At 41.0% G+C, this 22,999-nt stretch carries 26 protein-coding genes (1 of these 26 cut by a window edge); 19 read left to right on the forward strand and 7 right to left on the reverse strand.

All coding sequences use genetic code 11. The features are described 5' to 3' along the window. Positions 1 to 89 precede the first annotated feature (89 nt). A complete protein-coding gene (gene map / locus EL241_RS05555) occupies positions 90 to 848 on the forward strand; it encodes a type I methionyl aminopeptidase (RefSeq protein ID WP_003756233.1) in 759 nt (252 codons plus the stop codon). A gap of 30 nt (positions 849 to 878) precedes the next feature. Beyond that, positions 879 to 1,700, forward strand: a complete 822-nt coding sequence (locus tag EL241_RS05560; RefSeq protein ID WP_036107329.1) for an AAC(3) family N-acetyltransferase — start codon at positions 879 to 881, stop codon at positions 1,698 to 1,700. A gap of 12 nt (positions 1,701 to 1,712) precedes the next feature. Here EL241_RS05560 and EL241_RS05565 read toward each other — a convergent pair whose 3' ends face one another. After that, positions 1,713 to 1,934, reverse strand: coding sequence for a DUF1128 domain-containing protein (locus EL241_RS05565; RefSeq protein WP_036107327.1), 222 nt, complete (start codon positions 1,932 to 1,934; stop codon positions 1,713 to 1,715). 120 nt (positions 1,935 to 2,054) lie between these two features. On the opposite strand from EL241_RS05565, the gene EL241_RS05570 reads away from it, so the two are divergent. Beyond that, entirely contained in the window at positions 2,055 to 2,912 is an 858-nt protein-coding gene (locus EL241_RS05570) for a YihY/virulence factor BrkB family protein (RefSeq protein ID WP_126320409.1), read from the forward strand. Between the two features lie 49 nt (positions 2,913 to 2,961). Here the strand turns inward: EL241_RS05570 and EL241_RS05575 are convergent, their stop codons facing one another. Continuing rightward, positions 2,962 to 3,585: a deoxynucleoside kinase gene (locus EL241_RS05575; protein ID WP_376701034.1), complete on the reverse strand. Its 624-nt coding sequence runs from the start codon at positions 3,583 to 3,585 to the stop codon at positions 2,962 to 2,964. Positions 3,586 to 3,995: 410 nt separating this feature from the next. Here EL241_RS05575 and EL241_RS05580 point away from each other — a divergent pair, with 410 nt between their 5' ends. The 7 genes from EL241_RS05580 to EL241_RS05610 all read left to right on the forward strand — a co-directional run bounded on the left by EL241_RS05580 (position 3,996) and on the right by EL241_RS05610 (position 9,539). Next, positions 3,996 to 4,574 carry a hypothetical protein gene (locus tag EL241_RS05580; protein WP_126320410.1) on the forward strand — a complete coding sequence of 193 codons (579 nt, stop codon included), beginning with the start codon at positions 3,996 to 3,998 and terminating at the stop codon, positions 4,572 to 4,574. A 20-nt stretch (positions 4,575 to 4,594) separates the two neighbouring features. Continuing rightward, positions 4,595 to 4,843, forward strand: a complete 249-nt coding sequence (locus EL241_RS05585) for a hypothetical protein (RefSeq protein ID WP_036107313.1) — start codon at positions 4,595 to 4,597, stop codon at positions 4,841 to 4,843. Between the two features lie 292 nt (positions 4,844 to 5,135). Beyond that, positions 5,136 to 5,531, forward strand: a complete 396-nt coding sequence (locus EL241_RS05590; protein WP_003756225.1) for an OsmC family protein — start codon at positions 5,136 to 5,138, stop codon at positions 5,529 to 5,531. A gap of 15 nt (positions 5,532 to 5,546) precedes the next feature. Next, positions 5,547 to 6,920, forward strand: coding sequence for a 23S rRNA (uracil(1939)-C(5))-methyltransferase RlmD (gene rlmD, locus EL241_RS05595; protein WP_126320411.1), 1,374 nt, complete (start codon positions 5,547 to 5,549; stop codon positions 6,918 to 6,920). A gap of 132 nt (positions 6,921 to 7,052) precedes the next feature. Beyond that, positions 7,053 to 7,760: a metal ABC transporter ATP-binding protein gene (locus tag EL241_RS05600; RefSeq protein ID WP_036107310.1), complete on the forward strand. Its 708-nt coding sequence runs from the start codon at positions 7,053 to 7,055 to the stop codon at positions 7,758 to 7,760. Position 7,761: 1 nt separating this feature from the next. Further along, entirely contained in the window at positions 7,762 to 8,610 is an 849-nt protein-coding gene (locus EL241_RS05605) for a metal ABC transporter permease (RefSeq protein WP_126320412.1), read from the forward strand. Beyond that, positions 8,607 to 9,539 carry a metal ABC transporter substrate-binding protein gene (locus EL241_RS05610; protein WP_126320413.1) on the forward strand — a complete coding sequence of 311 codons (933 nt, stop codon included), beginning with the start codon at positions 8,607 to 8,609 and terminating at the stop codon, positions 9,537 to 9,539. Before EL241_RS05605 ends, EL241_RS05610 begins: the two co-directional genes overlap by 4 nt. A 28-nt stretch (positions 9,540 to 9,567) precedes the next feature. On the opposite strand, the gene EL241_RS05615 is transcribed toward EL241_RS05610, so the two are convergent. Then, complete coding sequence (locus EL241_RS05615) at positions 9,568 to 10,533, reverse strand: cation diffusion facilitator family transporter (protein ID WP_036107307.1); 966 nt, start codon at positions 10,531 to 10,533, stop codon at positions 9,568 to 9,570. 168 nt (positions 10,534 to 10,701) lie between these two features. Between EL241_RS05615 and EL241_RS05620 the strand changes: the two genes are divergently transcribed. Both EL241_RS05620 and mprF read left to right on the forward strand, forming a co-directional pair. Further along, positions 10,702 to 11,373, forward strand: coding sequence for a VanZ family protein (locus EL241_RS05620; protein ID WP_036107465.1), 672 nt, complete (start codon positions 10,702 to 10,704; stop codon positions 11,371 to 11,373). 36 nt (positions 11,374 to 11,409) lie between these two features. Further along, a complete protein-coding gene (gene mprF, locus EL241_RS05625; RefSeq protein WP_126320414.1) occupies positions 11,410 to 14,004 on the forward strand; it encodes a bifunctional lysylphosphatidylglycerol flippase/synthetase MprF in 2,595 nt (864 codons plus the stop codon). A 28-nt stretch (positions 14,005 to 14,032) separates the two neighbouring features. On the opposite strand, the gene EL241_RS05630 is transcribed toward mprF, so the two are convergent. Further along, positions 14,033 to 14,944 (reverse strand): TIGR01777 family oxidoreductase, encoded by a 912-nt coding sequence (locus tag EL241_RS05630; protein ID WP_036107304.1) that lies wholly within the window; start codon positions 14,942 to 14,944, stop codon positions 14,033 to 14,035. 111 nt (positions 14,945 to 15,055) lie between these two features. Between EL241_RS05630 and recX the strand changes: the two genes are divergently transcribed. The 3 genes from recX to EL241_RS05645 are packed head-to-tail and all read left to right on the forward strand — an operon-like array spanning position 15,056 to position 16,554. Beyond that, entirely contained in the window at positions 15,056 to 15,859 is an 804-nt protein-coding gene (gene recX, locus EL241_RS05635) for a recombination regulator RecX (protein ID WP_036107301.1), read from the forward strand. 3 nt (positions 15,860 to 15,862) lie between these two features. Continuing rightward, positions 15,863 to 16,093, forward strand: coding sequence for a YfhJ family protein (locus EL241_RS05640; RefSeq protein WP_003756215.1), 231 nt, complete (start codon positions 15,863 to 15,865; stop codon positions 16,091 to 16,093). Continuing rightward, positions 16,093 to 16,554, forward strand: coding sequence for a dCTP deaminase/dUTPase family protein (locus EL241_RS05645; protein WP_036107297.1), 462 nt, complete (start codon positions 16,093 to 16,095; stop codon positions 16,552 to 16,554). Before EL241_RS05640 ends, EL241_RS05645 begins: the two co-directional genes overlap by 1 nt. Positions 16,555 to 16,597: 43 nt before the next feature. Here EL241_RS05645 and EL241_RS05650 read toward each other — a convergent pair whose 3' ends face one another. After that, positions 16,598 to 17,572: a metal-dependent hydrolase gene (locus tag EL241_RS05650; protein ID WP_036107294.1), complete on the reverse strand. Its 975-nt coding sequence runs from the start codon at positions 17,570 to 17,572 to the stop codon at positions 16,598 to 16,600. Positions 17,573 to 17,799: 227 nt separating this feature from the next. Between EL241_RS05650 and mutY the strand changes: the two genes are divergently transcribed. The 3 genes from mutY (at position 17,800) to ntdP (ending at position 20,297) form a co-directional block, all read left to right on the forward strand. Beyond that, on the forward strand, positions 17,800 to 18,894 hold the full coding sequence (gene mutY / locus EL241_RS05655; RefSeq protein ID WP_036107291.1) for an A/G-specific adenine glycosylase: 1,095 nt from the start codon (positions 17,800 to 17,802) through the stop codon (positions 18,892 to 18,894). Beyond that, positions 18,887 to 19,633 carry an enoyl-[acyl-carrier-protein] reductase FabL gene (gene fabL, locus EL241_RS05660; protein WP_036107283.1) on the forward strand — a complete coding sequence of 249 codons (747 nt, stop codon included), beginning with the start codon at positions 18,887 to 18,889 and terminating at the stop codon, positions 19,631 to 19,633. The genes mutY and fabL overlap by 8 nt, the downstream gene beginning before the upstream one ends. A 136-nt stretch (positions 19,634 to 19,769) precedes the next feature. Beyond that, the gene (gene ntdP, locus EL241_RS05665) at positions 19,770 to 20,297 is read left to right on the forward strand and encodes a nucleoside tri-diphosphate phosphatase (RefSeq protein ID WP_003756210.1); all 528 of its coding nucleotides are present in this window, start codon (positions 19,770 to 19,772) and stop codon (positions 20,295 to 20,297) included. Positions 20,298 to 20,331: 34 nt separating this feature from the next. Here ntdP and EL241_RS05670 read toward each other — a convergent pair whose 3' ends face one another. Together EL241_RS05670 and EL241_RS05675 are read right to left on the reverse strand one after the other, a co-directional pair. Then, positions 20,332 to 21,420: an aromatic acid exporter family protein gene (locus EL241_RS05670; protein ID WP_003756209.1), complete on the reverse strand. Its 1,089-nt coding sequence runs from the start codon at positions 21,418 to 21,420 to the stop codon at positions 20,332 to 20,334. 82 nt (positions 21,421 to 21,502) lie between these two features. Then, positions 21,503 to 22,798, reverse strand: a complete 1,296-nt coding sequence (locus EL241_RS05675; protein WP_036107280.1) for a glutamate-1-semialdehyde 2,1-aminomutase — start codon at positions 22,796 to 22,798, stop codon at positions 21,503 to 21,505. A 141-nt stretch (positions 22,799 to 22,939) separates the two neighbouring features. On the opposite strand from EL241_RS05675, the gene EL241_RS05680 reads away from it, so the two are divergent. After that, positions 22,940 to 22,999 carry the 5' end (the start) of an NAD(P)-dependent oxidoreductase gene (locus EL241_RS05680; RefSeq protein ID WP_036107277.1) on the forward strand. 885 nt of this gene lie beyond the right edge of the window, so only the first 60 of its 945 coding nucleotides appear in the window; it begins with the start codon at positions 22,940 to 22,942; its stop codon lies beyond the right edge, outside the window.

The raw sequence follows: 22,999 nt of genomic DNA on the forward strand, positions 1-22,999 counted from the left end.
GCAAGTCCTTCTTACATTTTTCATTCGTCAGATACAGATAATGATGCTATAATAAAAGGCAGTGAAATGTAGAGAGAGGGGAAAGAAAGATGATCACACTGAAATCGAGACGAGAAATCGATGAAATGAAAAAAGCGGGCGATATCTTGGTAGCGACGCACAAAGAGATCAAAAAATTGATCAAACCCGGGATCACAAGCTGGGATCTGGAAGTATTTGCCGATGAATTTATCCGTAAGCACGATGCGATACCGGAACAAAAAGGATTTGAAGGTTACGAATATGCCATTTGTGCAAGTATCAATGATGAGATCTGCCACGGTTTCCCGCGGAAGAAGAAACTGAACGAAGGAGATCTGATCACGGTCGATATGGTCGTGAATCATCACGGCGCACTTGCAGACTCTGCTTGGAGCTATGGTGTGGGGGAAGTTTCGGAAGAAGTTGCCCGGTTAATGGAAGTAACGCGTAAATCGCTTTACTTGGGAATTGAACAAGCACAAGTCGGTAACCGTATCGGCGATATTGGGCATGCGATCCAAAGCTACGTCGAAAGTCAAAATCTATCTGTTGTCCGGGAATTTATCGGACATGGAATCGGACCAACGATGCATGAAAAGCCAGAAGTCCCACATTACGGCAATCCTGGCAAGGGACCGCGCTTGAAAGAAGGAATGGTCATTACGATCGAACCGATGGTCAACACAGGCGGCTGGAAAGCTAAAATGGATGATAATGGCTGGGTAGCAAGAACCGTTGACGGTTCGTTATCCGCACAGTATGAGCATACTTTGGCGATTACCAAAGATGGTCCGGAAATATTGACGTATCAAGGTGAAAACGATTAAAAAATGAACCAACTATAGGAGAGAACGAGAATGGGCGAGAAAATGGCAGTTTGGCGGTCTAAAAAGCCGTATACCAAAGATTTACTGGTGCAAGGATTGCGGAAATTAGGTGTGAAGAATGGGGACACGCTCATTTTCCACTCCGCAATGGGCCAGGCGGGCTGGGTTTGCGGTGGCGCGGTCACTTTTATTGAAGCGCTACAGGAAAGCGTCGGGACAGAAGGCAATCTTGTCATGCCATCGCAAACAGAGAATCTTTCTGATCCCAGTACATGGCAGAACCCGCCCGTTCCGGAAGAATGGTGGGAAACGATCCGCCAAGAAATGCCTCCCTTTCATAAAGCGAAGACGCCTTGCTATCGCATGGGTGTTATTCCCGAAACATTCCGTTCTTTTCCAGATGTAGTTCGCAGCAGTCACCCTTTGCATTCTTTTGTGGCATGGGGCTCGAAAAAGGAATGGCTTGTAGCAGACCATTCTCTTGGTCACGGATTTGGAGAACAGTCACCACTTGCTAAATTATATCAGCTGCGGACGAAGATCCTGTTGCTCGGCGTAGACAACGATAATAATACTTCGCTCCATTTGGCAGAAGAACGTGCCGGTACAGCGAAAATAGTGGTCAGACGAGCGCCAGTCAGCCGGCAAAAAGTAACACAGTGGGCAGAATTTGAAGAGCCTGATTATGACAGCGATCGATTTCTCGAGATCGGGACTGCATATGAAAGAGCAACGCAGTATCATAAGCAGCGATTTGCAGGAGCACCTTGCAAATTGTATGAAATGCGCGAACTGATCGATTTTGCAGTGGATTATTTGCAGAAAAAAGACTCAGATCCTTATGAAAAATAGGATCTGAGCCTTTTACTTGCGTATCGCCTTTAATTCTTCTGCAAATAGTTGCATATCGCGCGGACTAAAGTTCGCTTTGCGATCGATAAGCGTATAAAGATCAAGCAATGTGTCGTAGTGGATATTTTCCAGCTGTAGATTTTCAAAAACGCCAGCATTTACCATTTTCAGTTTGGTCGTAATTGTTTTAATCATATAATCCACATTTTCTTGCGTGCGATTCGTTAAGTCCATTGCGGCACCTCTTTCAGGTTCAATAGAAAGATTTTATCATAATTCTTTCGTCTAAGCTAGTAGCTGGGCGTTTGGAGCCTCAGAAATTGGGGAATTCACTAAAAAACGGGAGGGATCAATATGCTTACGAGGTTCATGCACTCAGATTTTTTTCGCTTTGTGCAATTATTATTAGCGCGAATGAAAAAAAATGACGTCACCGGGAATGCTGCGCAGTTAGCGTATTATATGCTATTTTCTATATTTCCATTGTTATTAGTTGCTGTAGCTTTACTTGGTTTTTTAAATTTAGACAAAGATTCGATCTTTCAAATGGTAGAAGACTTTGCTCCGAAACAAATCATTGATTTTATCCAGACAAATTTGGATCAAGTGCTTTCTAACCGGAGTGGCGGATTATTGTCAGTTGGTATCTTGGCAACGTTATGGTCGGCATCAAACGGGATGGCGGCTGTGATGAAGGCTCTGAATAAAGCGTACGGGATCATTGATCGCCGCAACTTTATCATCCAAAAATTATTATCCGTTTTATTTACCGTTGCGATGTTGGTAACCGTTGCGATCACATTAGTATTGCTTGTTTTCGGACAGCAAATCGGGGACTTTTTACTGCATTCTCTACATATGCCAAGTCAGGTGATCGATGTTTGGAATGGAATACGTGAACTGCTCTCGGTTCTAGTGATCTTGGTCGTATTTACATTCTTATACTGGTTTGCACCTAATCGCAAGGGGACGATCAAAACAGTGTTGCCCGGAGCTTTGTTCGCTTCGATTGGCTGGAGCCTTGCTTCGATTGGTTTCGCTTTTTATGTCAATAATTTTGGCAACTACACAGCGACTTACGGCAGTATCGGGATCGTGATCATTCTCATGCTATGGTTTTTCCTAACAGGCATCATATTGATCGTTGGCGGCGAATTAAATGGGACACTTGCTTTTATCAAACAAAAGAAAGAAGTAGGCGATTTGAATTAAAAAACAGGTACTCCAATGAGTACCTGTTTTAAATATAGGCGGGGCAAGGTTATAAATGTTTTTTTACCAGCGCGATTACTTTTTCCGCATCAGCCGGATCAGATATATCGATCTCATCGATCGGGATAAGCAGCGTCGGACTTTTATCATATGAAGCAAACCAGTCATCATATCTACTGTGGAGCTGTTTGTAATATGCAAATAATTCCGGGTGCTCCTGAATCTGTTCATAGGAACGTCCACGTTTTTTGATCCGGGTAAGTACCGTGTCCAAACTACCACGCAGATAAATAAGCAGATCCGGCGCTTTTTTCGGCATGCCGTCAAGTTCTTCCATCATATTACTGAGCAGATCTAGGTATGTAGCCATCTCCGCTTTAGACATATTGCCATTCTCATAATTGATCTGTGTAAATAACGCATCCTCATAAATACTGCGATCCAACACATTATGTTTATCCGTTAGTGCAGCTTTGATACTGCGAAAACGAGTATTTAAAAAATAGATCTGCAAAGCAAAAGCCCATCGCTTTGGATCCTCATAAAATTTCTCCAGTAAGGCATTATCTTGGATCTCTTCATAAAAAGCCTTGCTTTCTAAGCTATTAGCCAATAATTCCGTATAGCTGCTTTTACCAGCACCTATCATTCCTGCAAGTACAATCACACTCATGTCGTCTCCTTTCAATTTGGACCCCTCCGTTACTACTATAGTACATTTTGGGCTAAAATAGTGCTATTTTTAAAAGAAATTGCTATTTATCAACGGGTAGGGGGCTTGTAAAACGCTATATTGCTGTTTTGCCCCTAGCCGTGCCCCTAAAAGATATTCAGAGTCCTTTTACACTTTTATACGCTGTATATTTGCTAAGTGTGTCTTTATTAAGTTTATCATCAGCATGGTTATAAACCCGTGTTGTTCTTGATTCTTTTAGTAGATAATAATGACTGAACGATCAAAGAAATTACATACTTACACAATAAAACGACACATTTCATTCCAAATTGTCACAAAATCTCCGCAGACATTTATCGGGAAATCAAGTAAAATAAATGTTTGAAAATAAATAGGAGTGTGAGAGAATGAAATTAAAGCATCTGATGTACATATTAGCAGCTAGTTTAATGTTATTTTCTGTAAGTGTACCAGCGACTGCAGCAATAGCAAAAGAACAGACTGCTAGCCCTGCAGCAAATCAAACAGACGGTAGCCCACCTTCGCCGGGTGGTGGAGTAGGAAGAGCACCTGCATCGGGTGGAGGTTATACAAAGCCAACTCTGGAACCTAAGCCTAAGCCAAAATCAAACAAAGGTAAAAAAGGCAAGAAGAAGAGCAAAAAGAAAAAGAAGAAGAAAAAAACTAAAGCTCAAAAATACAAGTCAGCTAAGAAAAAAGGTAAAAAGGTTAAGGGGAATGATTCTAAGAAAGTAAGTAAAAAAGGCGATAGTAATTTGCCAAAAACTGGTAAAAAATATTCTTCAAAAGATTTAATTGTCGATGGTAAAGTAAAACAACGGAGATATTACGGAAAAAATGGAAAAGCAGAATTAGACATTGATTACTTTCATGCTCTGTCTAAAAGTTTGAAAAAAACAGTTAAGTTTCCACATCGACACAAAATAACATGGAAAAATGGAAAAATGAAAAGAGAAGGGCATTAAATAAAAGGAGAAGATTAATTATGAATATAAAAGACTATCAAGAACTATTGGATGCTATTGATTCGGGACGTGAAATCGAATTCAGCTATAATGATGATAAATATATCTTCCTGCATGCTAAAGAAGGATTTTATTTTTGCAAAGATGATGGCTGGGAAGTAGGGCCTGAAAAAAATTATTATAAACTAATTATGGAGAGCAAAATCGATGGTAAACCGTGGATAGAGCTGCTTGCAAATAATGATATAGAAGTTGAAACGATTTTATAGGATCACATTATATAAGCACCTCGCTTCGGCGGGGTTTTTATATTTAAAAGACCCCTACTTTGAAAATTGTAAAGGTCTTAATTTCATTCATGCCCCTAGTTTGCCCCTAATAATAGTATTTGATTAGATTTATATAGATTTTGAAGACTCTATTTATTAATGTATAAAACGTTGATATATAAGACTTTTTGTTTCTGCTAGGCTTACTTAAATAATATCAATATCTTCTGGGCTAAAATAGTGCCAAAAACGTAATTTTTTTGTACAATGGTAAAAGAAAGAAGGCGAAGACATGAGTGAACCATTAAAAATTAAGTTGACCGAACAAGGTTTTGAAACAGAACTTCCAGCAGAAACCATTATTATTGATAATAAGGGCAATGGACACAGCCCATCCGATCTAATGATCGCTTCTTTAGCAGGATGCAGTGCGCTCGTATTCCGGAATATTCTAAGCAAAAAAAGAATGGCGTATACGGATCTATGGCTAGAGGCAACGGCTGAAAAAGTACCGGAAGAAGCAAACCGGATATCTGCTGTCCATATCCATTTTAAAATAACAGGAACAGATCTTGATGCAACTAGTTTAGACAAGGCATTGAAATTAGTACCAAAACATTGTTCCATGGCACGTTCTGTAGAAGGTAGCATCGAAATTACGGAAAGTGTAGAAATCATTTCTGAATAAAAAAGGAGAAAAAGGATGAAGACAAACCCTGTCCAAGAAGGACAACGCTTCCCGCTCACGATTAGAAGAATGGGGATAAATGGAGAAGGAATCGGTTATTATAAACGGGCGATCGTATTTGTGCCCGGAGCGATCACAGGAGAAGAAGTGGTGGTGGAGGCGAAAAGAATAGCCCCACGCTATACAGAAGCAGAAATCAAGAAGATCCGCATCCCTTCTCCTAATCGGGTCAAACCGCCTTGTCCAGTATATGAAGCATGCGGGGGCTGTCAGTTGCAGCATATCTCCTATCAGGCACAATTAGAACTGAAACGTGACATCTTGATTCAAGCACTCGAAAAGCATACGAAATTCAACATCGGCAAATTACCGATCAAAGACGTAATTGGCATGGATGAGCCTTTCCGCTATCGAAATAAGAGCCAGTTTCAAACTAGATATTCTGAGGATGGAAATGTGGTGGCGGGATTGTACAGCGCTAATTCTCATGACTTAGTCCCCATCGATGACTGTCTGGTACAAGACCCGGCTACTGTTGCGATCACGAATACCGTCAAGGAAGCTCTGCAAGAATTAAATATCCCCATTTATAATGAGAAGCAAAACAGTGGGATTGTACGGACGATCGTGGTTCGAACTGGCTTCAAAACAGGTCAATCTCAACTGGTGCTGATCACTAATAGTAAAAAATTACCGAAAAAACGGGCACTTTTAGAAATCATCAAGCAAAAACACCCGGAAATCATATCCATCATGCAGAACGTAAATACGCAAAAGTCTTCGTTGATTTTCGGTGAAGAAACCATGCACTTAGATGGCGAGGAAACGATGCAGGAAGCATTAGGCGAAATGAAATACGATCTTTCCGCCCGCGCTTTTTTTCAACTCAATCCAGTGCAAACGGAAAAGCTGTATAACGAAGTTCGGCGTGCGCTAAACCTGACTGGTACCGAACGAATCATTGATGCGTATTGCGGGGCAGGAACGATCGGCTTGTCGCTAGCCGGACAAGTACGCGAAGTAAGAGGCATGGACGTTATTCCCGAAGCGATTGAAGATGCGAAACATAATGCCGCACTCAATCAAGTGACCAACAGTTATTATGAAGTAGGAAAAGCAGAAACGATCTTGCCGAAATGGCTAGAAGAGGGCTTCCAAGCAGATGCAGTGATCTTAGACCCGCCACGAGTTGGATGTGACCAAGCCTTGATACGCGCACTGCTCGATTACGCGCCGAAACAGATCGTCTATGTATCTTGTAATCCATCGACATTGGCAAGAGATCTGGTGTTATTTTCAAAAGAATATCAGATAAACGCCATTCAGCCGGTGGATATGTTTCCGCAAACGGCACATGTGGAGACAGTCACTGTAATGCAAAAACGATAAGTATCAAAAAACGTTCCTTCAAAAAGGAACGTTTTTTTTATTAACGATTGACATTCATTCTCATTATTGTTAGCATATCCTTATAAAGTTTCCCTAAGGAAACTTATTTTCTCTAAGGAAAGAAGGGGTGCTATGTTAGCAGTGAAAAATCTAACTGTTTCTTACGATGCAGCGGAATATGCGATCAAAGACGTTACTTTCGCCATCGATAAACCAAGTATTGTCGGGATCATTGGTCCAAATGGGGCGGGAAAATCCACTTTATTCAAAGCGATGTTGAATATGATCCCGCATCAAGGGAAATCTTCACTGATCCAGCATTTAGCCAATGTGGCGTATGTGGAGCAGAAAAGCCAGATCGACTACACATTCCCCATTAAAGTTGCGGAATGCGTGGAGCTAGGCATCTATCCACGCCTAAAACGTTTTGGGCTAGTGAAGAAAGCCGATAAAAGAAAGGTTGCTCAAGTTTTGGCAGCTGTAGAAATGACGGACTATAAGGAGAGACAAATCGGCGAGTTATCCGGTGGTCAGTTTCAACGCGTATTATTAGCACGAGCACTTGCTCAGGATGCGGATATTTTTTTGTTGGATGAACCATTTGTCGGCATCGACATGGCAAGCGAGAAAATCATTATGGCGATCTTGCGCCAACTAAAGCAGGAAGGCAAGCTGATCTTGATTGTGCATCACGATTTGAGTAAGGTAAATCATTATTTTGATCATCTATTAATACTTAATAAAAAGCGAATTGCCTTTGGACCAACAATGGAAATTTTTACACCAGAAAACCTCCATGATGCTTATGGAAGCAGCGTGTTGACGAAAGGGGAGTTTTGACATGATCAATGAATTTATCTGGGGGATCCAAGAATATCATTTTTTACAAAATGCCTTGATCACTGCTGTAGTAATCGGAATCGTTTCCGGAGTAGTCGGATGTTTTATCATTCTTAGAGGGATGTCACTCATGGGCGATGCGATCTCTCACGCGGTGTTGCCAGGCGTTGCGATTTCCTTTATTCTTGGCATCAATTTCTTTATCGGTGCAATTTTTTTCGGCTTACTTGCCTCCATTATCATTACTTATGTAAAAAACAACAGCATGATCAAAGGTGATACCGCGATTGGGATCACATTCAGCTCCTTTTTGGCGCTCGGTGTCATATTGATTGGTGTAGCTAACAGCTCTACAGACTTATTCCACATTTTATTCGGAAATATCCTTGCTGTTCAAGATATCGATAAGTGGCTGACGATCGGCGTTGCAGTTGTCGTCATCATAACCATCATTTTATTTTTTAAACCACTGTTGCTGACATCCTTTGATCCTGCGATGGCAAAGGCTGTCGGTATGAATGTTTCTTTTTATCACTACTTACTTATGGTCTTACTGACATTGGTAGCTGTCACAGCAATGCAAAGTGTGGGGACGATCTTGATCGTGGCAATGCTGATCACGCCGGCTGCAACGGCTTACTTATATACCAATAGTTTGAAAAAGATGATGTTGCTTTCCGCAAGCTTAGGCGCATTATCTTCCGTTCTAGGGTTATTTATTGGTTATCGTTTCAATATTGCTGTCGGCTCTTGTATTGTATTAACTGCCGCTATCATCTTTACAATCAGTTTCTTTATTTCACCAAAGCAAAAATTCACTATATTATGGAAGAGAGGGGCAACAAAATGAAAAAATATCATGGACTCGCACTACTACTCATCGCTGCCGTTTTTATCATTACTGCATGTGGAAATAACGCCGCTCCCAAAAAGGAGAATGGCAAACTAAATGTCGTCGCAACCAACTCGATCATTGCTGATATCACCAAACAAATCGGCAAAGATAAAATCAATCTGCACAGCATTGTTCCCGTAGGAAAAGATCCGCATGAATATGAACCACTTCCAAATGATGTGCGTCAGTCCACCCATGCAGATATAATCTTTTACAACGGGATCAATTTAGAAACGGGTGGCAATGCTTGGTTTACTAAATTAATGAAAAATGCAGATAAAAAACCGGATCGTGATTATTTTGCAGTTAGCGACGGTGTTGCTGTCATTCATTTAGAAGGCAAAAAAGAACAAGGTAAAGAAGATCCACATGCTTGGCTGAATATCGAAAACGGCATTATTTTCGCAAAAAACATCGAAAAACAACTTTCCGCAAAAGATGAAAAAAATAAAGCCTTCTATCAAGAGAATCTACACAAATATGTAGCGAAATTGCAAAAATTGGATAAAGAAGCAAAACAGAAGTTCCATTCGATTCCTAAAGCGAAAAAAATGATTGTCACGAGTGAAGGCTGTTTTAAATATTTCTCGAAAGCATACGGTATCCCATCTGCCTATATTTGGGAGATAAATACAGAAGAAGAGGGAACTCCGGATCAAATCAAAGACCTTGTCGACAAGTTGAAAAAGACAGATGTACCAGCATTATTTGTGGAAAGCAGCGTCGATGAACGTCCGATGAAATCTGTTTCTCGAGATACGGATATTCCGATCTATGCAAAAATCTTTACAGATTCTATTGCTAAAAAAGGTGAAAATGGTGACAGTTATTATGCGATGATGAAGTGGAATCTAGACAAAATATACGAAGGCTTGTCCCAATAAAAAAGCCAAGGCATTGCGCCTTGGTTTTTTATCTGCCATCTCCATAATCCCAATCTGGAATGGAATCATCTTCATCGAAAGAAACACTTACATCCTGAACACCTTGCTCATTCAAAATCGCTTCTTCCAAACGATCTTTGATATCATCTGCTTCGGCTAAAGTCAGCGATGCATCCAACTCAATCTCGATCGCGACATGAAAATGGTCGCCTTCTTTGATGACCGTCAATTTCTCAATATCCCGTACATCTGGATCATTCATCGCTAATTGCCCGATTTTCAAGTACATGCTTTCATCCGATTCGCCGATAACACCGGCCGCATTATCAAGGAAAACGCGTCCAACTACCAAGAACATCAAGATCCCGATCAAAATCGAAGCGATTCCTTCTGCTTGATGAAACGGCGTATAGTGGGAAATGAAAATCGAAATGACTGCCAACAGTCCACCGCCTTTTGCGACAGAATCCTCTAGGAATACGAGTTTCGTCGGTCCGCTTGCGGTCTTGAAATGTTTCAGACTATCTGTAAACAGGCTAAGTCCCTTTGATTCGATCCCAGCATGTTCCGTGATCTCATGCATAGCTTTGATCAATACCGTAGATTCTAATAGCGTACATCCTAGTAGCACGATGACATTCAGCCAAAATCCAGTAGATTCATTCGGCTCAAAGATATGGGAAAATCCTTCTTTAATAGTTTCGTAAGCCATGATCCCAACTACGATGACTGCACCAAGCAGCACTAAGTTGACGAGGCGCCCAAAGCCATTCGGAAAACGACGGGTAGGCCGTTTTTTGCTCAATGCCGATCCAGTAAACACAAAGAGTTGGTTCGCCGCATCACCAAGACTATGCAGCGTTTCCGCAAACATAGCAACGTTTCCAGTAAAAAAGAAAGTCACTCCTTTAACTAGCGAAACGACCGCATTAACAACTGCCGCTAATAATGCGGATTTATTCCCTTTTTTCAGTAATTGCATCAATTCTTTCATTTTCTTCGCTCCATTCTAAAAAAATAATAGCATTTTATGAGCTAAAAGCCAATTATAGAAGAGTAGCGACTTACATATTGCAAAAGATTTACTTTCTTTTCAAAAATATTTTTGCTAAACTTGATAATAAACACAAAGCAGATTAACCAAGAAAGTATGGGAAAAACGATGAAACTTCAAACGTGGAAATACGGTGCATTGATACTGCCCGTTCTTTATTTTATTTACGATTATTATTTAGCAAAACAATTAGGTACTTCCGCTGATCAGATCAATGCATTGAGTAATAGCTTGATTCTTTTTATTATCATTTTACTGATCGCAAGAAAAGCCAATATCAAGCAATTTTTAGATATTATTTGGTTTTTAGTTTTCAGCTTATATTTGATGATCTTGCATTATTTGGTCACTTATTTATACATCGGCAATTTTATCAAAGGACAGCTGACGGCACATCCTCATCTGCAGTTCCAATCTATCAATCTTGTACCGTTTGCAACGATCGAAGCAACCTTCAACCAGATCGATCCGAATTTTTCGGTCACGATCCAAGTGATTGGCAATATCTTGATGCTCGCACCATTGGCATTTTTCCTGCTGTATTTTCAATTGACAAAAAAAGCGGGCAAAACTTTTCTTTGGATCGTAGCAGTAGCAATTGGGATCGAATGTATCCAATTCTTGCAAACGACATTTGCTTCGATGTATCAGCTAATGCCAGCTAATAGCCATCGTTCCGCAGATATTGATGACATTATTCTAAACAGCTGCAGTGGGCTGCTCGGCATTCTCGCTGCTTATCTTATCCCGAAAGTGCGTAAGCGGATGGGGCGCAAATAGATAAAAAGACAAACAGACGAAATGCGAGGTAGAAAAATGAAGAATCTCTTTAAAAAATTTTATGAATGGTTTCAAAAAAACGGGACGATCGTAAAGATTGTTTTTATACTATTTATTTTGGTCTTTGTTGTATTTGAAGTGGTAAAAATTTTCAGCGATATCGATTACGGTGAACTAAAACAAAATCTGACCTCTCAATCGACAGAGAGTGTTTTTTGGATGACATTGATCGGACTTATCTCAGTTACTCCGATGCTACTGTATGATTTAGTGATCGTTCAACTGCTACCGGGAAAATTTTCGAAAATGCATATTTTTTCTTCCGGTTGGATTACCAACACATTTACGAATATCGGTGGTTTTGGTGGCGTACTCGGCGCTTCGCTGCGTGCTAGTTTTTATGGGAAAAATGCGACACACAAGCAGATTTTAGCTGCTATTTCGAAAATCGCCTTATTCTTATTAGCTGGCCTCTCCATCTACAGTTTAATCGGCTTTATTTTGTTGTTGTTCCCGGACTTCGCTGTCCCGTTTCGGAAATATTGGATCATCCTTTTACTAGGTGGCCTTTATTTTCCAATCGTTTTTGCAGTCATGAAATGGAAGAGCAAATCATTATTTGTTGATTTACCTTGGCGTAGAGAAGTGACATTGATTGGTGCTTCTTTACTGGAATGGGGAATGGCATTTGTTTGTTTTGCTGTGATCGGCTACTTTTTGAACATACCGATCTATGATACGAAATTATTCTTACTATTTATTATTGCTTCTTTCTCAGGAATCATCTCCATGACGCCCGGTGGTATCGGTGCCTTTGATATCGTTATGATCAGCGGTCTGGAAGTTTTAGGCGTTTCCAGCGAGTTTGCAGTTGTTTGGCTGTTGTTTTACCGGATCTTCTACTACATTATTCCTTTTCTGGCCGGATTGTTGTTTTTTGTTCAAAAAGCAGGTACGCGATTCAACCAATTTTTAGAGGGACTGCCATTACTATTTCTGCAGAAAGTGGCGCACCAATTTTTAGTTATCTTTGTATACTTTGCCGGGCTGATGCTGATTTTATCTGCCTCAGCGCCATATTTTATTTTCCATGTGCCATTCTTATATCGCTTGTTGCCGTTCAGCTTTATCTTTATGTCGCAAATCACCACCGTTGCATTCGGCTTTTTGTTACTCGGACTTGCACGAGGGATCGAACGGAAAACGAAAAAGGCTTATTTGGCAACGATCATCGTCCTCGGTTGTGCGATTTTCAATACGCTTTTCCGAGTTTTCTCTTTGAAACAAGCGATTTTCTTAGGAATCGTGCTCTTATGTGTATTCTTAGCAAGAAATGAATTTTACCGTGAAAAACTTGTTTATACATGGAGCAAGATCATCAAGGATTCGATTATTTTCCTAGCTTGTTTATTAGGCTATTTGTTGATTGGAATCTATAATTCACCCAAGATGCATCATGGCAGACCAATTCCGGAATTTTTGGAGATCACCTCAGAACGACTTTGGATCGTTGGATTTATCGGCGTGATGATTGCTGTGATCAGTTTGGTGATCATTTATCTCTATTTGACGACCTCCAAAGAAAAAATCGGTTCTCCATTTGATGCCACACGGGTGCGAGAGCATTTAGAAAAATATGAAGGAAATGAAGTAACCCATACAGTCTTTCTGCGCGATAAATTATTGTTTTGGGCAGCAGAAGGAGAGGTATTATTCATCTTTAGATTGATCGCAGATAAGATGGTGATCATGGGGGAACCGGTTGGAGATAGATCCAAATTCGATGATGCGATCGAAGAGGTAATATTGGAAGCAGATCGATTTGGTTATCGTGCGGTCTTTTATGAGGTGAGCAATAATCTGATTCCTTACCTGCATGACCATGGATTTGACTTTATCAAGCTCGGAGAAGAAGGGTTTGTGGACATTCAGAATTTCTCGCTGACTGGTAAAAAACGTAAAGGTGAGCGGGCAACGATGAACCGTTTTGAACGTGAGGGCTACCAGTTTGAAGTGCTAGCACCACCTTTTGACGATGCATTGCTGCAAAAATTGGAGATCATCTCAGAAGAATGGCTGGATGGGCGAATGGAAAAAGGGTTCTCATTAGGATTTTTTGATCCTTATTATTTGCAGCAGGCAGAAATCGGAATCGTTCGTGATGCCGAACAAGAGATTATTGCTTTTGTGTCGATGATGCCTAATTACAATGATGAAGTGACATCGATCGACTTGATGCGTTATGGAAAAGCTGCCCCGTCCGGGATCATGGACTATATTTTCATTCATTTGTTTGAACGCGCTAAAGAGCAGGGCTATCAAAGCTTCAATACCGGCATGGCCCCACTTGCTAATGTTGGCGAATCCAAATTTGCTTTTCTTGGTGAACGCTTGGCTGGACTGGTATATCGATATAGCCAAGGCTTTTATGGTTTTAAAGGGATTCGTAAATTTAAAGCGAAATATGTTACCACATGGGATCAAAAATTTGTAGCCTTTCGTAAACGCAGCTCGATCGCCTTTACAATGCTACAGCTAATGATCTTAGTAGGTAAAAAGCGTCCACTCACTAAAAATCAAATGGTCCTAGACTTTCCATTGACGGAAAAGAAGGAGGAAGGGGACAAATAAAAAACAGTGCCGGAAAGGCACTGTTTCTTTATTTATCGTCGATTAGAGCATCCACAGCTTCTTCAATCGTTGGATATTGGAAATGGAACTGACTTTCGATCAGTTTCTGCGGCTGTGCACGCTGACTTTCCAGTAAAACAGTGGCGCGTTCCCCGGCACCGATGCGAAGAGCAAATTTGGGAATATTGACCTTACTAGGGCGATGCAAGGCATGTCCCAAGATATTTGCGAATTTTTTCTGAGTAACGGGATGGGGAGCTGTCAAATTGACGACGCCAGCAATCTCTGGATGGTCGATAATGTGTCCATAGCCGCGAACCAGGTCGTCGATGTGGATGAAGGAATACCAGTTCTTCCCATGAGCGAATCGTCCACCAAGAAAAGATGCAAATAGTTTTTGGAAAACTGGGAATGCCCCTCCATCATTTCCAAGTACTAACCCAAAGCGAGTGAAAACAACACGAATACCTAGTGCTTCGGCTTCTTTGGCTTTTGCCTCCCAACGCGCGACAGTATCCGCTAGGAAATCGTCTTTATGCGGATTTTTTACCGTATCTAAATAAATTGTTCGTTTAGAAGATGGATAAATGTTGATCGCACTGGCATTGATCCATGTAGTTGGTCTCTGCTCCAAGCGTTTGACGATCTCCAGCAACGCAGAAGTTGCTTCCAAACGGCTCTTTAAGATTTTTTCTTTATACTCATCGGTCCAACGCGAACCGTTGATACTGGCTCCTGCGAGATTGATGCACACATCGATCCTTGTTGTCCCAAGGTCCGGAACAACATTATCATCTGTCAGCCACTCGATATAATGGATATTATCTTGATCCTCTTTTGGATGCCTCGTTAATATATATAAGGTATGTCCTTCATTTTGAAAATAGGAGACGAGATGGTTACCTATAAACCCCGTTGCTCCGCTCATTAAAATACGCATATCTATCACCTCGTTTTATTAACTAGTATATTCCCTTTTCGCACATAAAGAAACGTGAATATTTATTAAGAAGCAAAAATAGGTTACAATGAATAAAGGAGGCGAGACCAAATGAAAGTGACAGCGATCCAAGTGCAGCAAAAGAAAAAAGAACGCTATAATATTTTTATTGACGAAACCTATCGCTTTAGCGCCGACGAAGAAGTAGTAGCTAGGTTCCATCTGTTGAAAGGCAGAGAAATCACCGAAGCGGAGATCACGGAGATCGAACAAGCCGATATGCTTCGTACTGGATTAAATAAAGCCATTCACTTTTTATCACATCGTGTCCGTTCGGAAAAAGAAGTGCGGGAGTTTTTAAAAAAACAAGAGATCGAGAATGATCAGATCGAAGTGATACTGGAAATGTTGGTCGACCGCAAATATTTGGACGACGAAGAGTTTGCCTTATTATTTGTCCGCACACAAATCAAAACAACTTTAAAAGGTCCCAAAACAATTGAACGCGAATTGATAGAAAAAGGAATCACTAAAGAAATCATTGAGCGTGTGATGGCGACTTATTCTGAAGAAGCGCAATTTGAAAATGGTCGAAAAGCAGCCGAGAAAATCATGCGGCGTTCTAAAAAAATGGCAAAGCGCAATATTATCCAAAAAATCGTGACCGATCTGATTCAAAAAGGGTATGGCACAGACGATGCGAAAGCAATTAGTGCAGATGTTGTAAGTGAGCTTGATACCCAAGAAGAAGATGCTATCTTGGCCGAACAATTCGCCAAAGCCGTCCGCAAAAATAGCCGTCATAATCCAAAAAAAGCCAAACAAAAAATCATTCAGTCTTTGATGCAAAAAGGCTTCAGTTATGATAGTATCCAGGGTTATTTAATGGAACATCCATTGGAAGAGGAGGAATAAACATTGTACGAACATTTAGATGAATTAGTAGCCAGCCTACTTGCGGAGAATCCGCAGCTTGATAAAGAAAAAGCAGTTTGGTGGGTCGAAATGCTATGGAATGATTTTGAAAGTTCTTATGCAAAAGCTGGTTATCCCTATAAAGGACCGGATTATACGGCTGATTATGTCGCTAAACAAATCCAACAGCATGGGAAACATTTACATGAAATCAATAAAGGAGAGAATAAGTAGTGAAAACAAGAGGATTTGAAGTAGTAAAAACAGAAAATCGTAAATTTGCAGCGGAAACGATCTCCCTGCCACTTCGAGGGGACAAAGGTTCAGCGGGCTATGATTTCTTTTCGAATGAAACCGTTGATATAGCGCCTCTTAAACAGCACATCTTCTGGACAGATGTGAAAAGCTATATGCTAGAAGACGAGGTATTAAAAGTCTACATACGTTCTTCAGTAGGTATCAAAAAAGGATTGGTCCTTTCTAACGGAACAGGCATTATCGATTCCTCCTATTACAATAATCCCGGCAATGACGGGAACATTGGAATCGCGATCCGCAATCAATCAGGCGAAAACGTTCGCGTTGAAAAAGGAGAACGAATCGCCCAAGGTATTTTTGAAAAATATTTGCTCGCTGATGAAGATAACGTCGCCAATGAAGCTAGGATCGGCGGGGTCGGGAGTACAGGTAGATAAGAAACATAGAAAAACCGGCTTAGATGTATAAGCCGGTTTTTAATTAAACAGTTGCTAATTTCATATGCAATTTTTCGTTGCTGAAGATCCAACCGGTGTAAGAGGAGAGAATCTCCAGATCATCGTTCAGCTTCACTACTGCAACGAAAGGATAGTGACCATTACTGCGGTAACGTAAGTCGGTAAAAGTCACGTAAGTTCCATCAAGCTTTTCTTCGATTCGCCAGTTATACACTTTTGAGAAAGAGAGAAAAGCCGCTAAATTTTTGTCTTGTTTTGCCTTACGAATGATCTCATTATCTGGTACCGGTAATCGTTCAAACTTTTCATAGATCGAAATGTTTCGTTTGAAAGAACGACCGACATAATAATGGTCTTTCGTAGTTACTGCGATACGCCATTGGAAAAAATGAATGGTAGAAGCAGTGATGACTTCCTCTGCATCCGGAATCAGTTTCAACACGCGACCGCGAATGACCTGCTGCGTGATGAAACGCAAGACATAGTATGCGGCAAGCACGACATACAAGGTAATAAACGTTGGCAATGGCGGAGCGCCAAGTAGCCAAAGCAAAATCGCGATAATATGTGTGGAAAAGATAAACCAGTCAAATGTATTGATAAATCCAAAAGCGACCCAAGTATCTTTGAATGGCCTGATAGCCTGTGTACCATAGGCGTTGAATATATCGACGAAAATGTGCACGGCAACCGCAATGAAGGTCCAAAGCAGGAGATGTAGGAAAGTTGCCTGTGGAAATAATAAATATAGAATCGATGATAATAGTAATGGCCAAATAGCAAGCATTGGCAATGAATGTGTGACCCCGCGGTGATTTCGCAAGTAGTCTGCATTGTTTTTTAATTTCAAGACAGTATCGATATCGGGGATTTGTGAACCGATTATCGTCGCTGCCATAATGCCGATTGTAGCGGTCGGGTGGCTTCCAATCATCGGGTCAGCCGTAGCTAATGCACCTAATGCTACTCCCATTACGACGTGAGTACCTGTGTCCAAGAATATTCCTCCTTTATGGAATCGGGACGTTAGGATGTGCTAGGAATAAAAGCCGATTCACCTGTTAGATTTGACGAATTCTTCTAGAAGACTATTCAAGTAAGTAGATATTTTGTATAATAGAAAACGGTCAAACAGGTCATGTATACATTATTCCCTGTTTCCATTATACTACACATTGGGAACAACTACACATTAGAAATTTATTAGAATTTAGGGGATATTTAGTGAAAAACGATAGTTTAGATTGGGACCAATCAAAAATCAATGCTTTCCAAAAAGCCCTAGTTGGCTGGTATGAGAGCAATAAGCGAATATTGCCATGGCGTGAGAATAATGATCCTTATCGTATCTGGGTATCTGAAGTGATGCTGCAACAGACGAAAGTAGACACCGTTATTCCATATTTTGAACGGTTTATGACAACTTTTCCAACGATGCGGGATTTTGCAGAAGCAAAAGAAGATGCTATTTTGAAGATATGGGAAGGGCTGGGCTATTATTCACGTGTACGCAACCTTCAAAAAGCGATGCAGCAAGTCTTACTGGATCATGCTGGTAAAGTACCCAGCGATCTGCAGACGATATTGTCACTTAAAGGCGTAGGCCCTTACACAGCAGGCGCTATTTTAAGTATTGCTTATGAACAGGCAGAGCCGGCGATCGACGGTAACGTCATGCGGGTCATGTCGCGGGTGTTCAAAATCGATGCCGATATCATGAAACCGGCAACGCGCAAACTTTTTGATAGTAAATTAAGACCCTTACTGGCAGGAACAAAACCATCTTCCTTTAATCAAGGACTCATGGAGGTTGGTGCATTGATTTGCACACCAAAACAACCAATGTGCCTGTTGTGTCCGTTGAATGAGTTTTGCGAAGCGCATCAAGATGGGACGGAGCTCGATTATCCAGTTAAAATCAAAAAAACAAAAGTGACTAAGAAAAAACGGATCGCAGTGATCGCAATACGAGAAGATGGCAAATATCTCATTGAGCAGCGCCCTAACACAGGCTTATTAGCTGGACTTTGGCAGTTCCCAACGATCGATATCACCGAAGACCTTTCTCCTACCGCAATCAAACTGCAGTTTTTGAAAGAATATCACTTAGATATCCATCTCAGCCAAACACCTGTCACTGCCGTCAAACACATTTTCTCTCATTTGGTGTGGAATGTGGATATTTATACCGCAGTGATCGATGGTTATGAAAAGAAAGACAGTTGGGAATTTGTCCGGGAAGAAGAGCTAGAACAATTTGCTTTTCCCGTGCCTTATCAGAAAATGTGGCGTCAATATAAGGAGGAAAATAATGACTAAAGTAGCATTAATAACAGGAAGTAGTAGAGGCCTTGGCAGAGAGATCGCAATTTCTTTAGCGAGAGAAGGCTATGACATTGCAGTCAACTTTGCAAGAAATCGCAAAAAAGCAGAAGCTGTACAAGCAGAGATCCAAGCGCTAGGCAGAAAATGCGAGATTTTCCGGGCAAATGTCGGAGATGTCGCGAAAATAAAAACCTTATTTGAAGAAGTCGATGCAGCATTCGGACGGCTTGATCTATTTATCAACAACGCAGCGAGTGGAGTGCTTCGGCCTTTGATGGAACTCGAAGAATCTCACTGGGATTGGACGATGAATATCAATGCAAAAGCACTACTGTTCGCTGGACAAGAAGCAGCGAAACGAATGACTAAAAATGGGGGCGGCAAGATCATCAGTTTGAGTTCGATCGGAGCGATTCGTTATTTAGAAAACTATACGACAGTTGGCGTATCGAAAGCGGCGGTAGAATCACTGACTCGATATTTAGCAGTAGAATTGGCACCGCTTGGGATTGTCGTTAATGCGGTTTCTGGTGGCTTGATCGAAACCGAAGCATTGGATCATTTCCCGAATAAAGCGGAACTGATCGCGGATGCAGCAAGTAAAACACCAGCAGGTAGAATGGTAGCACTGGATGATTTGGTCCAAGCTGTTTTATTCTTGGCTAGTGGAAAAGCCGACATGATCCGTGGTCAAACGATCGTGGTCGACGGTGGACGGACTTTATTAGTATAAAGGAAGGTTTTTACAGCTAAAATCAGATTTTATAATGAATTTTGGGCAAGTTACAGAATATATAGTTTTTTAGAAAGCAATAGTTGTGTTATAATGGATTTGGATATGTTAGTACATGAAGAAAGTAGGATAAAGTATGTACCTACCTAGAGAAAAAGAAACAATTCAAATCAAAAGCTACAAACATAACGGTAAACTTCATCGTACTTGGAAGAAAACGGTTGTCCTAAAATCTACAGAAAATATCATTATCGGCGGCAATGATCATACACTTGTTGTAGAATCAGACGGGAGAAAATGGGTGACCCGCGAGCCAGCGATTTGTTATTTTCACAGTGAGTATTGGTTCAATGTGATTTCGATGATCAGAGAAGACGGGATTTATCACTACTGCAATTTGGGAACGCCATTTGCAATGGATGAGGAAGCACTCAAGTATATTGATTATGATCTTGACATTAAAGTCTTTCCGGACGGCAGATTTCATTTGCTGGACGAAGGAGAATATGAGCAACATCGTAAGCAAATGCATTACCCTGACGCTATTGATCGTGTACTTCGAAAGAATGTCGATATCTTGAGTCACTGGATTTTAGATAAAAAAGGACCGTTCTCTCCGGATTATATTGATATTTGGTATGATAAGTATAAAGAGTATCGTTAAAAAAATAACGCTGGGATATCCCGGCGTTCTTTTTTTAGTCATTTGTAATAGAAATGTTGATTTTGTTGGCTTCGCGGTGGCGAATTTTAAAGCTGTGGATCAGCTTTTCCAAGTAATCAAGTGTTTCCTGATAGCCGTAAATACTGGCGATAATGCGCATCAAATGATATTTATCTAACATTTCATCATCTTTTTCAAAACCATTTGGATCGATCTCTTTCATAAATAGCTGTAGCAACTCTTGAGAATCCTGTACGAGATTCTGTTCTGCATATTCTTCATCGATCGATACTTTATCGATGTAGGTGAGAAGCAGCTGTTCATGTTTCTCGGTCAGATAATCGATCTGTTGCCTGATCAATTCTTGCTTTTCATCGGAAAGCTGAAGATAATCATTTTCATAGCGGTTTTGGATTTTAAGCAGTTCATAAGCTTTCTGTGAACAAAGAATCATCTGCCGATAGACCGCGATCTTCCGACCTTTCGATACTTCATTTTTCTTTAAAAACGTACGTTCTTCGCGATAAAGATCATAAATACTACGCGTTTGCCCCAATTGTTTCTCCATCCACTTCATGTCTTTCTTTAAAAGCGGAAAGTCGGCGGCATGCCGTAAATTAAGCTTTATCCAGCGAACGATCTCTGTATTGGTCTGATAGATCAATTGAAATAAAGAAATCTCATATTTTGGCGGGATAAACAGCATATTTACGATAAAGGCTGCTACCAGTCCCAGCATGATCGTTCCGAAACGAATCAAAGCGATTTGAAGAAATTCTGTTCCAGGAGAATCCATGATGACGATCAGCGTTACGACAGTCAATCCAATCGTATTTTCCAACTTGAGTTGAATCAGTAAGGCCACACAGATGATAGACGCGACACCGATCAAAATAAAATCATGGCCGATAAATAATCCAAATATAATAGCAATGATCGCTCCGATAATATTCCCTTGTGCACGCTCCAAAATGGTTAGATAGGAGCGGTAGAGGGAAGGCTGAATGGCGAAGACTGCTGAAATACCAGCAAGTGACGGAGATGGTGAATGGCACAATTTTGCAATGAAGAGCGCCAGACAAATGGCGATTCCAGTTTTTAAAATTCTTGCTCCGAATTTCATTTGTCGTATTCCTCTCTCTTATATTTCCTTTTTAGTACATTACTTGTTGCTATTATAACAAGTAATTGCGCGGATGTCTTGATTATTTGCGTGCCATATCGGCAAAGACATGTTCCGCTGCTGTGATTGTATCCTCGATATCCTTATCGGTGTGTGCTGTCGTGATAAATAATGCTTCATACTTGGAAGCAGCTAGATTTACTCCTTCTTCGAGCATGCCCTTGAAGAAACGTCCGAATCGTTCGCTATCGGAGGCTTTAGCATCTTCATAATTTTTAACCGATCTATCTGTAAAGTAAACTGTTAATGATCCACCGATCTGGTTGATCGTTACAGCAATTCCGTTCTTATCCGCAGCATTTTGCAACCCTGATTTGAGTTTTTCACCAAGCCGATTCAACTCCTCATAGATACCGGGCTGTTCCAGTACTTCTAGACAAGCGATCCCGGTTTGGATAGAAGCAGGATTACCAGCATGCGTTCCAGCTTGATAAGCAGGTCCGAGTGGTGCTACTTTTTCCATAATATCGATTCGGCCACCGTAAGCCCCGATCGGCAATCCACCGCCGATCACTTTTCCAAGCGCGGTCAAGTCAGGTGTTACATGCAGCAAGTTCTGCGCACCGCCATACATAAAGCGGAAAGCGGTAATAACCTCATCATAGATTACGAGTGCTCCTGCTTGATGAGTAAGCTCATTGACACTTTCTAAAAAGCCAGGTTCCGGAGCTACCATCCCAAAATTCCCAACGATCGGCTCTACAAGAACCGCAGCGACTTGATCACCCCAAGCTGATAATGCTTCTTTAAAAGCAGGAATGTCATTGAATGGAACGGTGATCACTTCTTTTGCAGTCGCTTCTGTCACGCCTGCTGAGTCCGGTGAACCAAGCGTAGACGGACCAGATCCGGCTTCTACGAGCACTAGATCAAAGTGGCCATGATAGCTTCCTCCGAATTTAATGATCTTGTCGCGACCGGTATAAGCACGAGCTACGCGAATCGTGGTCATAACTGCTTCTGTTCCAGAATTGGTAAACCGAACTTTTTCCAAAGAAGGAATCGCTGCTTTTAATTTTTTCGCAAAATGGATCTCATGGACAGTAGGCGTACCGTAGATCAATCCATTTTCCGCAACTTTACGTAAGGCAGCAGCAATGTGCGGATGCGCGTGACCGGTAACGATCGGACCGAATGCTTGCAGATAATCAATATATTTATTGCCGTCTACATCCCAAAAATACGCACCGACAGCTCGTTCCATTGTTACAGGCGTTCCGCCGCCTACACCTTTATAAGACCGAGAAGGGCTATTTACCCCACCAACAATATGTTCCAAGGCCTCTTTATGCAGTTCTTCTGATTTACTATGATTCACAATTGACATCTCCTTATTAATTTCATCTCTTCTATTTTATATAAAAACTTACGGAGTAGCAAACGCAAGTTGATTGCTTATTTCTATGAAAAGTCCTACACTTTTACTATAGAATAATAAATAAAGGTGCTGAGTAGAGAAATGAAAGTATTATTTACAATGGATATCCCAGAAGAATTAAAGAAAATACAAGCAGAGAAA

The sequence above is a fragment of the Listeria grayi genome, assembly GCF_900638015.1.
In the GTDB taxonomy this organism is placed as follows: Bacteria; Bacillota; Bacilli; order Lactobacillales; family Listeriaceae; genus Listeria; species Listeria grayi.

Coding starts and splice junctions, on each gene's coding strand:
- map (WP_003756233.1), top strand. CDS start 90: ATGATCACACTGAAATCGAGACGAGAAATCGATGAAATGAAAAAAGCG.
- EL241_RS05560 (WP_036107329.1), top strand. CDS start 879: ATGGGCGAGAAAATGGCAGTTTGGCGGTCTAAAAAGCCGTATACCAAA.
- EL241_RS05565 (WP_036107327.1), bottom strand. CDS start 1,934: ATGGACTTAACGAATCGCACGCAAGAAAATGTGGATTATATGATTAAA.
- EL241_RS05570 (WP_126320409.1), top strand. CDS start 2,055: ATGCTTACGAGGTTCATGCACTCAGATTTTTTTCGCTTTGTGCAATTA.
- EL241_RS05575 (WP_376701034.1), bottom strand. CDS start 3,585: ATGAGTGTGATTGTACTTGCAGGAATGATAGGTGCTGGTAAAAGCAGC.
- EL241_RS05580 (WP_126320410.1), top strand. CDS start 3,996: ATGAAATTAAAGCATCTGATGTACATATTAGCAGCTAGTTTAATGTTA.
- EL241_RS05585 (WP_036107313.1), top strand. CDS start 4,595: ATGAATATAAAAGACTATCAAGAACTATTGGATGCTATTGATTCGGGA.
- EL241_RS05590 (WP_003756225.1), top strand. CDS start 5,136: ATGAGTGAACCATTAAAAATTAAGTTGACCGAACAAGGTTTTGAAACA.
- rlmD (WP_126320411.1), top strand. CDS start 5,547: ATGAAGACAAACCCTGTCCAAGAAGGACAACGCTTCCCGCTCACGATT.
- EL241_RS05600 (WP_036107310.1), top strand. CDS start 7,053: ATGTTAGCAGTGAAAAATCTAACTGTTTCTTACGATGCAGCGGAATAT.
- EL241_RS05605 (WP_126320412.1), top strand. CDS start 7,762: ATGATCAATGAATTTATCTGGGGGATCCAAGAATATCATTTTTTACAA.
- EL241_RS05610 (WP_126320413.1), top strand. CDS start 8,607: ATGAAAAAATATCATGGACTCGCACTACTACTCATCGCTGCCGTTTTT.
- EL241_RS05615 (WP_036107307.1), bottom strand. CDS start 10,533: ATGAAAGAATTGATGCAATTACTGAAAAAAGGGAATAAATCCGCATTA.
- EL241_RS05620 (WP_036107465.1), top strand. CDS start 10,702: ATGAAACTTCAAACGTGGAAATACGGTGCATTGATACTGCCCGTTCTT.
- mprF (WP_126320414.1), top strand. CDS start 11,410: ATGAAGAATCTCTTTAAAAAATTTTATGAATGGTTTCAAAAAAACGGG.
- EL241_RS05630 (WP_036107304.1), bottom strand. CDS start 14,944: ATGCGTATTTTAATGAGCGGAGCAACGGGGTTTATAGGTAACCATCTC.
- recX (WP_036107301.1), top strand. CDS start 15,056: ATGAAAGTGACAGCGATCCAAGTGCAGCAAAAGAAAAAAGAACGCTAT.
- fabL (WP_036107283.1), top strand. CDS start 18,887: ATGACTAAAGTAGCATTAATAACAGGAAGTAGTAGAGGCCTTGGCAGA.
- ntdP (WP_003756210.1), top strand. CDS start 19,770: ATGTACCTACCTAGAGAAAAAGAAACAATTCAAATCAAAAGCTACAAA.
- EL241_RS05670 (WP_003756209.1), bottom strand. CDS start 21,420: ATGAAATTCGGAGCAAGAATTTTAAAAACTGGAATCGCCATTTGTCTG.